This window comes from Rhizobium sp. AN5 (assembly GCF_900215255.1).
Lineage (GTDB): Bacteria > Pseudomonadota > Alphaproteobacteria > Rhizobiales > Rhizobiaceae > Agrobacterium > Agrobacterium tumefaciens.
In genome coordinates, this window is sequence record NZ_OCMJ01000003.1 from 1,159,779 (window position 1) to 1,172,419 (window position 12,641).

The 12,641-nt window shown below is 59.6% G+C and carries 10 protein-coding genes; 3 read left to right on the forward strand and 7 right to left on the reverse strand.

The window, feature by feature from the left end; genetic code table 11:
• Positions 1 to 3: 3 nt before the first annotated feature.
• The 3 genes from CRP02_RS08760 to CRP02_RS08770 are packed head-to-tail and all read left to right on the forward strand — an operon-like array spanning position 4 to position 3,822.
• A complete protein-coding gene (locus tag CRP02_RS08760) occupies positions 4 to 318 on the forward strand; it encodes a sarcosine oxidase subunit delta (RefSeq protein ID WP_004431787.1) in 315 nt (104 codons plus the stop codon).
• Positions 315 to 3,275: a sarcosine oxidase subunit alpha gene (locus CRP02_RS08765; RefSeq protein WP_097170836.1), complete on the forward strand. Its 2,961-nt coding sequence runs from the start codon at positions 315 to 317 to the stop codon at positions 3,273 to 3,275. Before CRP02_RS08760 ends, CRP02_RS08765 begins: the two co-directional genes overlap by 4 nt.
• On the forward strand, positions 3,268 to 3,822 hold the full coding sequence (locus tag CRP02_RS08770; RefSeq protein ID WP_097170837.1) for a sarcosine oxidase subunit gamma: 555 nt from the start codon (positions 3,268 to 3,270) through the stop codon (positions 3,820 to 3,822). The genes CRP02_RS08765 and CRP02_RS08770 overlap by 8 nt, the downstream gene beginning before the upstream one ends.
• On the opposite strand, the gene CRP02_RS08775 is transcribed toward CRP02_RS08770, so the two are convergent.
• The 7 genes from CRP02_RS08775 to glgC form a co-directional block, all read right to left on the reverse strand.
• The gene (locus CRP02_RS08775; RefSeq protein ID WP_097170838.1) at positions 3,819 to 4,859 is read right to left on the reverse strand and encodes a DUF2332 domain-containing protein; all 1,041 of its coding nucleotides are present in this window, start codon (positions 4,857 to 4,859) and stop codon (positions 3,819 to 3,821) included. The two genes, CRP02_RS08770 and CRP02_RS08775, sit on opposite strands and share 4 nt — an antisense overlap.
• Before the next feature lie 28 nt (positions 4,860 to 4,887).
• Entirely contained in the window at positions 4,888 to 5,616 is a 729-nt protein-coding gene (locus CRP02_RS08780) for a transporter substrate-binding domain-containing protein (protein WP_323455340.1), read from the reverse strand.
• 30 nt (positions 5,617 to 5,646) lie between these two features.
• On the reverse strand, positions 5,647 to 6,135 hold the full coding sequence (locus CRP02_RS08785; RefSeq protein WP_004431798.1) for a MaoC family dehydratase: 489 nt from the start codon (positions 6,133 to 6,135) through the stop codon (positions 5,647 to 5,649).
• A gap of 54 nt (positions 6,136 to 6,189) precedes the next feature.
• Entirely contained in the window at positions 6,190 to 8,145 is a 1,956-nt protein-coding gene (gene glgX / locus CRP02_RS08790) for a glycogen debranching protein GlgX (protein WP_097170840.1), read from the reverse strand.
• Positions 8,146 to 8,281: 136 nt separating this feature from the next.
• A complete protein-coding gene (locus CRP02_RS08795; protein ID WP_097170841.1) occupies positions 8,282 to 9,910 on the reverse strand; it encodes an alpha-D-glucose phosphate-specific phosphoglucomutase in 1,629 nt (542 codons plus the stop codon).
• A 4-nt stretch (positions 9,911 to 9,914) separates the two neighbouring features.
• Positions 9,915 to 11,357, reverse strand: coding sequence for a glycogen synthase GlgA (gene glgA, locus CRP02_RS08800; protein ID WP_097170842.1), 1,443 nt, complete (start codon positions 11,355 to 11,357; stop codon positions 9,915 to 9,917).
• A 5-nt stretch (positions 11,358 to 11,362) separates the two neighbouring features.
• Positions 11,363 to 12,625 carry a glucose-1-phosphate adenylyltransferase gene (glgC, locus tag CRP02_RS08805; RefSeq protein ID WP_004431809.1) on the reverse strand — a complete coding sequence of 421 codons (1,263 nt, stop codon included), beginning with the start codon at positions 12,623 to 12,625 and terminating at the stop codon, positions 11,363 to 11,365.
• Positions 12,626 to 12,641: the final 16 nt, after the last annotated feature.

Here is a 12,641-nt window from a genome sequence, read left to right on the forward strand (position 1 = left end):
ACGATGCTTCTGATCCATTGCCCTTATTGCCGGGAAGACCGTTCCGAACTCGAATTTCGCTGGGCGGGCGAAGCCCATATCGCCCGGCCGGAAAACATTGCCGATATTTCGGACGAGGCCTTTGCCGAATATTTCTTCATTCGCGACAATGACAAAGGTCTCGTTTTCGAGCGCTGGCGCCACATTCACGGTTGCGGCCGCTTTTTCAACGCCGCCCGCGATTCCGTCAGCGACAAATTCCTGATGACCTACAAGGCAGGCGAGCCGAAACCGGATGCCGACGCGGTTCTTTCCGCCCAAAAGGGAGCTGCGCAATGAGCGGCGATTATCGTATCAAGGGCGCCGGTCGCCTGACACCTGCCAGAACGGCACGCTTCACCTTCGATGGCAAGATCTATCAGGCGCTGGAAGGCGACACGGTTACGTCCGCACTTCTGGCGAATGGCGTGCATCTGATTGGCCGTTCGTTCAAATATCACCGGCCGCGCGGGTTCCTTTCCGCCGGCCCGGAGGAGCCGAATGCGCTGATCGACGTATCGCGTGACAGCCTGCGCAAGCAGCCCAATGTGCGCGCCACGGTGCAGGATGTGTTCGACGGCGCCATCATCGCCTCGCAGAACCGCTTTCCGTCGCTGTCCTTCGATATCAGTGCGATCAACGATTTCCTGTCGCCGATGTTTGCGGCTGGTTTCTACTATAAGACCTTCATGTGGCCGAAGGCCGCGTGGCACAAGATTTATGAACCGATCATCCGTCGCGCAGCCGGTCTCGGCAAGGCGCCGACCGAGCCGGATGCGGATCATTATTCCGGCCGTTATGCCCATTGCGACATGCTGGTGGCCGGTGGCGGTGTGGCCGGACTGACAGCGGCGCTCGCCGCTGCAAAAACTGGCGCCAGCGTCATTCTGGTTGATGAGAATGCCGAAGTTGGCGGCGCGCTGCGTTTTGATACCGGTGCGGTCATCGACGGTCTGTCCGGATATGACTGGGCGCAAAAAGTTCTCACTGAACTGAAATCGCTGCCCAATGTGCGTGTTCTGACCCGCACGACAGCGTTCGGTTATTACAACCACAATTTCGTGGCGCTGGCCGAGCGTGTGACCGATCACCTCGCCACGCCGGCCAAACACCAGCCACGTGAAAGACTGTGGCAGGTCCGCGCCAAGAAGGTCGTTCTGGCGGCAGGCGCGATCGAGCGGCACATGGTCTTTGCCAATAATGATCGTCCCGGCATCATGCTGGCTTCTGCTGCGCGCATCTATCTCAACCATTACGGCGTGACCGTCGGCAATAATGTCGGTGTCTACACTGCCCATGATTCTGCCTATGAGACGGCATTCGATCTCAAGAAAGCGGGTGTGAAGATCGCCGCTATCGTGGATTGCCGCGAGAACCCCGATCGGCGGCTGCTGGACGAGGCGCGGGCGCTGGGCATCGAGGTGCTGGCGGGCCACAGTGTTTACGATACGTCAGGGCGGCTGCGCGTTTCTTCCATGAGCGTTGGCCGCAATGGCGGCTCTAACAAGCGCAAGATCGCCATCGACGCGCTCGTCGTTTCGGCGGGCTGGACGCCTTCGGTGCATCTTTTCTCGCAATCGCGCGGCAAGCTGAAGTTTGACGCGGCAAACCAGCGGTTCCTGCCTGACATCCATGTGCAGAATTGTGTGTCAGTCGGCGCCTGCAACGGCACGGACGATCTCGCTGCATTGATCGCCGAGGCTGCTGCCGCAGGTGGCGGTGCAGCGGAATTCTCCGGCGAGAATGCGCGCGCCTGGACCGGCGGCATGATCGGCGCTGCCGAAGGGGCAGGCGAAGGCACCGGCGTCAAGGCCTTCATCGATTTCCAGCACGATGTCTGCGCCAAGGATATTCGCCTAGCCGTGCGTGAAGGCATGCATTCGGTCGAGCATATCAAGCGCTTCACCACCAATGGCATGGCGTCCGATCAGGGCAAGATGTCCAACATGCATGGCCTTGCCATTGCTTCGGAAGCGCTTGGGCGGGATCTGCCGAAGGTCGGTCTCACCACTTTCCGCCAACCCTATACGCCGGTCACCTTCGGCACGCTCATCAACCATTCGCGCGGTGCGCTGTTCGACCCGACCCGCAAGACGCCGATGCATGACGAAGAGGCTGCGGCAGGCGCCCTTTTCGAGGATGTCGGCAACTGGAAGCGCGCATGGTTCTTCCCGCGCGGTGGCGAGGATATGCACGAGGCGCTCAACCGCGAATGCAAGACGGTGCGGACAAGCGTCGGCGTGTTCGATGCCTCCACGCTCGGCAAGATCGAGGTGGTCGGCCCCGATGCGGCTAAGTTCCTGAACCTCATCTACACAAATGCCTGGGACACACTGAAACCCGGCCGTTGCCGCTATGGCATCATGACGCGCGAGGACGGTTTCGTTTACGATGACGGTGTTGTCGGTCGTCTTTCCGAGGACCGTTTCCATGTGACGACGACGACGGGCGGCGCACCGCGCGTTCTCCAGCACATGGAGGATTATCTCCAGACCGAATTCCCCGAGCTGAATGTCTGGCTGACATCGGCGACCGAACAATGGGCGGTGATTGCGGTGCAGGGACCGAAAGCGCGCGAGGTGATCGCGCCTTTCGTCGAGGGTATCGATATTTCGCCCGAAGCCTTCCCGCATATGGCGGTCGCGGAAGGCACCTTCTGCGGCGTGCCCACGCGTCTCTTCCGTGTATCATTCACGGGTGAGCTTGGTTTCGAAATCAACGTTCCGGCCGATTACGGCGCTGCCGTCTGGACCGCGATCCGCGAACGCGCCGAAGCGGTGGGCGGCTGCCTTTATGGCACCGAGACCATGCACATCCTGCGTGCCGAAAAGGGTTACATCATCGTCGGACAGGATACCGACGGCACCGTGACGCCTGACGATGCCGGGCTTGCCTGGGCCGTTTCCAAGAAGAAGACGGATTTCGTCGGTATCCGCGGTCTGAAGCGCCCGGATCTCATGCGCTCCGGTCGAAAGCAGCTTGTGGGCCTCAGGACGAAGGACCGGCTGACCGTTCCCGAAGAGGGTGGCCAGATCGTTGCTGATCCAAACCAACCGAAACCCATGACCATGCTCGGCCATGTCACTTCCGCCTACTGGTCGGAAAATCTCGGCCACTCCATCGCCTTTGCGCTGGTGGCGGATGGCAGGGCGCGCATGGGCGAAACGCTTTACATCCCGCTTGCCGATAAAACAATTGCCGTCGAAGTGACCGACATGGTCTTCCTCGACAAGGAAGGAGCCCGTCTCAATGGCTGACAGACTTCACGCAAAACGCAAATCCGTACTCGAGGATTTCCACGGTGGTTCGCCCTTCGTCTCGCTGAAGCCCGCCGCCTCGGCGTCGCGGCTGTCGCTGCGCGCAAGGGAAAGCGCACTGCCGGCCCTCTCGGATGCACTCGGCCTGTTATTGCCCAACAGCCCGAAAAGCTCTGTCACATCGGGTCTGCGCTCCGCTCTCTGGCTCGGCCCGGACGAATGGCTGGTGATCGATCAGGGCGAAAGCGACCTGATGGCGGCGCTCGCCACCGTTCCCGGCCTGTTTTCGGCGACCGACGTTTCCCACCGCAACACGGCTGTCATCGTTTCCGGCCCCGGCGCGGAGGCAGCCCTGAACGCCGGTTGCCCGCAGGATCTGTCTATCGCACAGTTCCCGATCGGCGCCTGCTCGCGAACGGTTTTCGGCAAGGCGGAAGTGGTGCTGCTGCGCGTGGCTGACGATACGTTCCGGGTAGAGTGCTGGCGCTCCTTCGCCGAATATGTCGGCGGCCTGTTGCAGGAAGCGGCGCAGGACGTGGCGGTCTAGCTTTTCCACCCCTGCCATTCCACCCATCGCCCATGGAAATCGGCGCGGCCGATTTCCTGTTTCTTACCGGTCGGCCAGATTTGCAGGGTGATTGCGGCGCTTCCCGGCGTCGTATCTGCCTCCATCTGCAGGCGGGCAAGCGGAGCCTCAGGGGTGGCACGGCTTCCAGCCTCGGCGATCAGCGTTTCGCCGGCCTCTTTCAGCGCATCGGGCAGATATTGCCAGGCGACGGAATGGTAGACGACATGGGCAGCGCCCGGATGTTGCGCTGCAAGGCGGCGTTGCAGCCAATCGATTGCGTCGGCCTTTTCAACGTGCAAGCCGTTCTCCACCGCAATACGCAGGGCGGCCGCCGTGCGCTCCAGCCTGTCGGTCTGATCGGCCCAGACATATGACATCAGCCGCAACCGGTCCTCAGCAGACAACGGATCGAGTGGGTTAAGATCGCAGCCGGCGCGCTGGATGATCTCTATCCTCTTGTCGGGCGGGGTGTCTCCGCGCCATTCCGGCGACATGGACACTTCGCATTGCCTGCCCCAGGCAAGATCGCCGAGACGATACTGGTAACGGTCAAATTGCAGGTTCAGCCCTGCGCTGGCGCCGACCTCTGAAAGGATCAGCGGCTTGCCGAAAAGCTCCGCAATGGAGAGAAAACCCGGCAGCAGCACAGCGGAACGGCGGACTTCGTTGGTCTGCGGCGGCGATTTCAGCCTTTCGAGGATGAAGCCCGAATGGAAGCGCAAAGCACTTGCGCAAGCCTGCCAGAGCGCATCCTCGTCTTCGGGTGCTATATCGACAAGAGGAGCGATCTTGTCCTCGATGACAAGCGCATGCAGGGCACCGGCAAGCCGCAGTGGGACGGAATCGCCGGACGGGCCGACATCGCCAAGCCAGGATAAAATCCTCTCGCCAACGTCCGTCTGGCGATCCAGCCGCGCCGCCACCGCGCGGCAAAGCCGTGCGGTAAAGGGCGAACCGAGGCTGTCGCAGGCTCTTGCCTGTGCGAGAAACGCGTCTCTTACGGCTTCATCATGCATTGGGCCGTCTCCTTTGCGCAGTCTGGCGTTACTTTGCCAGACTGGCCTCGCCGTTGACGAGGGCTTGATCATCAAAACCAAAATTGCGCATCAGCACACGGTGCTCGTCTGATCCGATATAACAAAGGAGCGCCGCATCGACCGCGCTCTGGAGTTCCCGGTCGGATTGGCGGAAAGCAAATGCGCCTGAGGCTGCTGGTCTCTCTTTCGGTAAAACGGCGACAACTTCCAAATCGAGCTCTGGATTTTGCTGCATAAAACCGACATGGGCCATGGCCACGCTGGCATAGGCGTCGGCACGGCCATCCAATACGGCCTGAGCGGCCTCGTCGTAGGTCTCGCAAATGAGAATGCGGTCATTGGGCACGCCCGCTTCCATAATTGCGCGATGTTGGATCTGATCACGGATCGCGACCAGCGTACATTCCGGATTTTTTGCTGCCGATGCGTATCCGTAGAGATTTCTGAGGTTGCCCTTCCTCACCAAGAGGCCATCAGGCAACGCCCAGATGGGATGGCTGAACGTCACGATCTTTCTGCGTTCAGGGGTATCGAAGAGGCCAGTAGTCATATCCCAAAGGTTTTCGTTCAGCCCAGGCAACAATTGCGAGAATTCGGCTTCGATGAATTCAATGTCATGAATACCGATCATGGCTAGAATGACTCGCGCCAACTCCACATCGCACCCGGTCACATCGCCGCATTCGTTCCTGTAGTTGAACGGAGGTTCTATCAAATATGCGAATCTCACAGACACTCCGATCTCAAATTGGGATTTACTTCGCCATCAGGCGTCTTGCGGCCTGTCCTCGGGGTTGAACTGGGTGATAGTTGTCCAGCGGGCAGTGAGCGCCGGTTTTTTCTCGTTTTCTATCTCCACCGTCACATCATAGGTTGTCACCAGCATGGCGGCGCCGCGAAACCGCGCCTCGGCCAAAGTGAAACGGCCACGCACCCGTGCTCCGCTTTTGACCGGCGTGACGAAGCGGACGGCGTCAAAGCCGTAATTGATGCCCATGGTCGTTTCGCGAATGCGGGGCAGGGCATCGTAATTCAGAGCTGAAAGCAGCGAGAGCGTCAGGAACCCATGCGCGATAGTACCGCCAAAGGGGCTTTCCGCCTTGGCGCGTTCCGGGTCGGTGTGGATGAACTGTTCGTCCAGCGTCGCTTTTGCGAAGGCGTCGATCATTGTCTGGTCGACGGTGATCCAGTCGGAAACGCCCAGCTCCGTGCCGACGAAATTTTTCATTTCCGCCAGCGCTATTTCCTTTGCCATGTTACCTCTTCTCGATTGCCTTTCGGAACTTATAAAGGTGCCGGGGCCAAGCGATCAACCGCGTAGATAAAACACCACCGAGCGGGCAGGCAGGAAGGCCGGATTGCCGAAATCCGTGCCGATCGCTTGCCAGTCGTCGCCCGGCAGGGTGAAAGGCACGATCTCACGGCTGCGGTTGATGAGCACGGCAAGCTCCGCGTCGTTTTGGGTCTCGTGGTCCGGCGTGGCAAGCACCATGGCGAAGGCCGGCATGTCCGGCCTTTCCCATTCCGCGACCGTCATCGGTTCTCCGCTGGGGGCTAGCCATGTCACATCGCCGTTGCCGGAGAAAAACTCGGTTTGCGAAAACACGCCGAAGCGTTTGCGAAGTGCTGCAAGAAATGCCGTGTGGTCAGTCAGCTCCTGGGAGAGCGACGACCAGTCGACCCACGTTATCTCATTATCCTGGCAATAGGCATTGTTATTGCCATGCTGGCTGCGGCCACCCTCATCGCCGGCGGTCAGCATCAATGTGCCGCGACTGACGAAGAGCGTGGAAAGCAGCGCTTTCACATCCGCGTGGCGGGCGGCCACGACGACAGGATCGTCCGTCAATCCCTCGAAACCATTGTTCCAGGAATGATTTTCATTATGCCCGTCACGATTGTTCTCGCCGTTTTTCTCATTGTGCTTGTGTTCGTGGCTGACGAGATCGAACAGGGTGAAACCGTCATGGGCGGCAAGGAAATTGACGCTGCGGCTTTTCGAACGTCCATGGCGGGAAAAGATCGGCGAAGAGCCGGAAAGCGCATTGGCCAGCGCCCCGGTTGTTCCCGCATCGCCGCGCCAGAACCGGCGCATGTCGTCGCGGGCGCGGTCGTTCCATTCCAGAAAGCTCTCGGGAAAATTGCCGAGCTGATAGCCGCCGGGGCCGATATCCCATGGTTCGGCGATCAGCACGCGGTCGTATAGTACCGGGTCAGAGTGCATGGCGGCAAGCGTTTCGCTGGCCATCTCGAAGCCACTAGCCGTTCTTCCCAATATCGGCGCGAGATCGAAACGGAAGCCATCGATACCGGCATTGAGAACGAAATGCCTGAGGGAATCGATAATGAGCTGGCGCACATAGGGATGATCGCAGGCCACCGTGTTGCCGGTGCCGGTGTCATTGACCAGCACGCCCGGCTTTTCTTCCGGGTGACGGAAAGCGGTGAGATTGTCCAGTCCGCGCAAAGACAGGATGGAGCCTTCGCTGTCGCTTTCACCCGTATGGTTGAAGACCAGATCGAGAACGACGCCGATGCCTTGCGCATGCAGGGCTGCAACCGTGTCGCGCAGCTCCCGCACTCCGCCGGGGCAGAGGCGCGGATCGAGCGCCATAAAGCCGACGGGATTGTATCCCCATGCATTGGAAAGGCCAAGCGGCGGCAGGTGGCGCTCGTCGATCCAGGCGGTGATCGGCATCAGCTCCACCGCATCGACACCGATTTTTTTCAAATGCGCGATAATGGCAGGATGAGCCAGCGCTGCCACCGTGCCTCTCAGCTCTTCCGGCACGGCAGGGTGCAATTTGGTGAAGGATTTAACTGCGAGTTCGTAAATCAGCCCGCCTTCGGCAAAGCGTGGCGGCTGGCGCCTGAGCGGCTCATATTGCGACAGGATCGCCTTCGGCACGATCGCGCCTGTGTCTTCGCCATAGGCCAAAAGTGCGGCATCATGCCGGAACGGCCGGTCTATCTCCGTGGCATAGGGGTCGAGCAGCAGTTTTGCGGGGTCGAACCACAGGCCATGTTCGGGGGCATAAATACCGTCGGCGCGGTAGCCATATCGCGTATCGCGGCCGACCTCGGCAACTGTCAGCCGGTGAATGTCATTCTCATCGCGCGTCATTGGCAAACGCGCCGTCTCTTTTTCTCCCGTCGCATCAAAAAGGCAAAGGTAGATTTGTGAGGCGTGCCGGGAATAGACCGCAAATTCCGTTCCGTTTTCCGTCTGGGTTACGCCTTTGGGGAAAACGGCTGGTTTCTGCATGGTCTCTCTCTCCGGAAGATGATGATATCGAGTCTGGCGGTGAGGTTAGTCAGTAACCTCAGGCGGCCTCCTGGCCGCCTGCCAAGCTTTTCGCTATCGAGCCCGTTGCCGGAAACGGTGCGTTCAATGCAAAACCTTACGTGATGACGGTCGGTTCGTTGCGGCCGGTATGGGCCTTGATGCCGGCGATCGTATCGGCAACGGAAATAAGGTCGGCGAGCGCCGCCTGCGTTTCGATGCCGTGACGGGCCGCATCCGGCTCATAGCGCTCGACGTAAAGTCTGAGCGTTGCGCCGGCAGTGCCAGTGCCGGAAAGGCGCAGCACGATGCGCGAACCACCTTCGAACAGGATGCGGATACCCTGGTTCTTGCTGACGGACTGGTCGACCGGGTCGAGATAGGCGAAATCATCCGCAGCGGCGACCTTAAGATTACCGTAGCTGGTACCGGGAAGTGTTGCGAGTTTTTCGCGCAGGATGGCCACCAGCGTGTTTGCGGCGTCCGAATCCACTTCCTCATAATCGTGGCGGGAATAATAGTTGCGGCCATATTCGGCCCAGTGCTTGGTAACGATGTCCTTCACGCTTTCCTTGCGGGCGGCGACAATGTTCAGCCAGTAGAGCACGGCCCACAGGCCATCCTTTTCGCGTACGTGGTTGGAGCCGGTGCCGAAGCTTTCCTCACCGCAGATCGTCACCTTGCCGGCATCCATGAGATTGCCGAAAAATTTCCAGCCGGTTGGCGTCTCGTACATGCCAAGCCCGAGCTTTTCGGCGACACGGTCGGCTGCGGCACTTGTCGGCATGGAACGGGCGATGCCAGAAATACCAGCGGCATAACCGGGCGCGAGCCGCGCATTGGCGGCTATGATCGCCAGGCTGTCGGACGGGGTGACGAACATGCCCTTGCCCACCACCATGTTCCGGTCGCCGTCGCCATCCGACGCCGCGCCGAAATCGGGACCTTCCGGGCTCATGACATCGTCATAAAGCTCCTTGGCGTGCACCAGGTTCGGGTCGGGGTGGTGGCCGCCGAAATCGGGCAGCGGCGTTGCGTTGCGGACCGAGCCCTTCGGCGCGCCGAGACGCTTTTCGATGATTTCCACGGCATAGGGGCCGGTGACCGCACTCATGGAATCGACGACAACCTTGAAGCCGCCGGCAATCAGGGCGCGAATGGCGGCAAAATCGAACAGTTCTTCCATCAAAGCGGCATAATCGGCGACCGGATCGATGACATCGACCGTCAGTTCATCCACCTTGAAGCTGCCCACCTTGTCGAGATCGACGTCGGCAGCGTCGGAAATCTTGTAGCTGTCGATGACCTTCGAGCGGGCATAGATCGCGTCGGTGATCTTTTCCGGCGCTGGGCCGCCATTGCCGATATTGTATTTGATGCCAAAATCTTCGGTCGGGCCACCGGGATTATGGCTGGCGGAAAGCACGATGCCGCCGAAGGCCTTGTATTTGCGGATGATATTGGAGGCGGCGGGGGTGGAGAGAATGCCGCCCTGACCGACCAGCACCTTGCCGAAACCGGCGGCGGCGGCCATCTTGATCGCCTTCTGGATGACTTCGCGGTTGTAATAACGGCCATCGCCGCCGATCACCAGCGTCTGGCCCTCAAAGCCCTCAAGCGAGTCGAAGATCGACTGGATGAAGTTTTCGGCATAATTTTCCTGGGCGAAGACTGGCACCTTCTTGCGCAGGCCGGATGTGCCCGGCTTCTGGTCCTGGAAGGGTGTCGTCTGAACGGTCTTGATCATAGTTTCAATGGCCTCTCGAAATAAGCTGGCTGTAAAGCGCGGCGTAGAGCGCAGCGCTTTTTTCCCAGGAAACATCGGATTTCATTCCGAGTTTCTGCATTTGTGTCCATAGTTTCGGGTCGTTGTAATAACGGATGGTTCGGCGGATCGCCTGTTTCAGACCATCAAGCGTGACGGGTGAAAATTGCACGCCGGTTGCCGCCTTGCTGGCGAGAGCGGCATGGTTGGCGTCGATTACGGTATCGTTGAGACCACCCGTGCGGGCGACGACTGGAATGCAGCCGTAACGCAGCGCATAAAGCTGGGTCAGGCCACAGGGTTCGAAGCGCGAGGGAATGATGATCGCGTCTGAGCCGGCCTGCATGAGATGTGATAGCGGTTCGTTATAACCCACCGCAACGCCAACGCGGCCATGATGACGGGATGCTGCCGCCAGAAGCGCGCCTTCGAGCGCCACATCGCCGGCTCCCAGCACCACGAGACGGCCGCCGAGCGAAACGATCTCGTCCACGGCTTCCGCCATGAGATCGATGCCCTTTTGCCAGGTCAGCCGGGAGATGACGCAGAAAAGCGGGCTGTCATCCTGGTCGATGCGGAAATGTTCTGCGACGGCCTTCTTGTTCAGCGCGCGGTTCTTGAGATTGGCGGCGGAATAGTTGTCGTGGATCAGATGGTCGGTGGCCGGGTTCCAGACATCGGCGTCAATGCCGTTGACGATGCCGTGCAGCACATGGGCGCGGCTGCCGATCACCCCTTCAAGCCCCATGCCGAATTCCGCGGTCAGGATTTCTTCCGCATAGGATGGGCTGACCGTGCTGAGCGCGGTTGCCGTCTGCAAGCCGCCTTTGAGGAAGCTGACATCGTTATAATATTCGATGCCTTCCATGCCGAAGGCGTGGGCGGGCAATTCGAGCTTGCTGAAGATGTTGGCCCCGAACTGACCCTGAAAGGCGATGTTGTGGATGGTGAGAAGGCTCGGAATCTCCGGCGTTTCGGCATAACGCATATACACCGGAGTCATCGCCGCCTGCCAGTCATGGGCGTGCACCATATCCGGCCGCCAGCCGGGAAGCACACCGGCGCCGATTCGTGCAGCTGCCAGCGAGAGCGCCGCAAAGCGCTTCCAGTTATCAGGATAATCCTTGCCGGTCTGGCCGAGATAGGGGCCGCCGGAACGCTCGTAATAGGCGGGCGCGTCGAGGATCAGAAGGTCTAGCCCCTCATGTTGGACTTCGAGCAGATCGGCCTTTTCGCCAAGCAGATCGGTGAACTCAAAACATTTGACGGGGTCCGTCACGGCGGCTTTCACCGCCGGATATCCGGGTATCAATGTACGCGTTCTCACACCATAGGCTTCGAGCGCGATGGGGAGGGCGCCGGTAACGTCGGCGAGCCCTCCGGTCTTGATCAGGGGATAAATTTCGGATGAAACCGAAAGGACATTCATGGGCTCTACAGGTCCAGCTTGTCGATCATCGATTGGGTGATAAGGCAAATGCCGTTTTCCGTGCGGCGGAAACGTTTGGCATCCAGTTCGGGGTCTTCTCCTACAATCAGTCCTTCCGGAATGACCACTCCATGGTCGATGACGACGTTGCTGAGCTGGGCGTGGCGCCCGATCTTCACACTCGGCAGTACTACGGCATTCTCAAGGCGGGAGTATGAATTGGCGCGCACGCCTGTGAACAGAAGGCTGCGGTTGAGGGCGGCGCCGGAAATGATGCAATCGCCTGACACGACCGACGACACGGCAGAACCGCGGCGGTCCTCATCGTCATGCACGAATTTCGCTGGCGGAGTGATTTCCGCATAGGTCCAGATCGGCCAGGACTTGTCGTAGATATCGAGGTCAGGCACCACATCCGTCAGGTCGATATTGGCCTGCCAATAGGCATCGATGGTTCCGACGTCGCGCCAGTATGGTCCGTGCTCGAAATCCGAACGCACGCAGGAGTCAGCGAAACGGTGGGCGACGGCTTTGCCGTGCTGGACAATATAGGGAATGATGTCCTTGCCGAAGTCACGGCTGGAGGTAGGGTCGGCGGCATCGCGGCGCAGCGCTTCCATCAGGAATTTCGTGTGGAAGACGTAGATCCCCATCGAGGCAAGCGCGAAATTCTCATTGCCGGGAATGCCGGGCGGATCGGCCGGCTTTTCGATGAAGTCGATGATCTCGTCTTTTTCGTTCACATGCATCACGCCGAAGCCGGACGCTTCCTTGCGTGGCACTTCAAGGCAACCGATCGTTACATCCGCGCCGGAATCGACATGCTGTTGCAGCATGTATTCGTAGTCCATCTTGTAAATATGGTCGCCGGCCAGAATGACCATATATTCGGGCGCATAGGGCTCGATAATGTCGATGTTCTGGTAAACGGCGTCGGCGGTGCCTTCGTACCATTGCGTTTCGGACACGCGCTGCGAGGCCGGCAGAATGTCGAAGCTTTCGTTACGCTCGGGACGGAAGAAGTCCCAGCCGCGTTGCAGGTGGCGGATGAGGGAGTGAGCCTTGTATTGCGTGGCGACGCCGATGCGGCGAATGCCGGAATTCAGCGCGTTCGAAAGTGCAAAATCGATGATGCGGGCCTTACCGCCAAAATAAACCGCTGGTTTTGCCCGGCGGTCCGTCAATTCCTTCAAACGGCTTCCTCTACCGCCCGCGAGAACATAGGCCATTGCATCACGCGCCAGGGGCTGAACTCTTTTTTCCGACATGGTGTCCTCCCGTTCT

Coding starts and splice junctions, on each gene's coding strand:
- glgX (WP_097170840.1), bottom strand. CDS start 8,145: ATGCAGAAACCAGCCGTTTTCCCCAAAGGCGTAACCCAGACGGAAAAC.
- CRP02_RS08795 (WP_097170841.1), bottom strand. CDS start 9,910: ATGATCAAGACCGTTCAGACGACACCCTTCCAGGACCAGAAGCCGGGC.
- glgA (WP_097170842.1), bottom strand. CDS start 11,357: ATGAATGTCCTTTCGGTTTCATCCGAAATTTATCCCCTGATCAAGACC.
- CRP02_RS08775 (WP_097170838.1), bottom strand. CDS start 4,859: ATGCATGATGAAGCCGTAAGAGACGCGTTTCTCGCACAGGCAAGAGCC.
- CRP02_RS08765 (WP_097170836.1), top strand. CDS start 315: ATGAGCGGCGATTATCGTATCAAGGGCGCCGGTCGCCTGACACCTGCC.
- CRP02_RS08785 (WP_004431798.1), bottom strand. CDS start 6,135: ATGGCAAAGGAAATAGCGCTGGCGGAAATGAAAAATTTCGTCGGCACG.
- CRP02_RS08760 (WP_004431787.1), top strand. CDS start 4: ATGCTTCTGATCCATTGCCCTTATTGCCGGGAAGACCGTTCCGAACTC.
- CRP02_RS08770 (WP_097170837.1), top strand. CDS start 3,268: ATGGCTGACAGACTTCACGCAAAACGCAAATCCGTACTCGAGGATTTC.
- glgC (WP_004431809.1), bottom strand. CDS start 12,625: ATGTCGGAAAAAAGAGTTCAGCCCCTGGCGCGTGATGCAATGGCCTAT.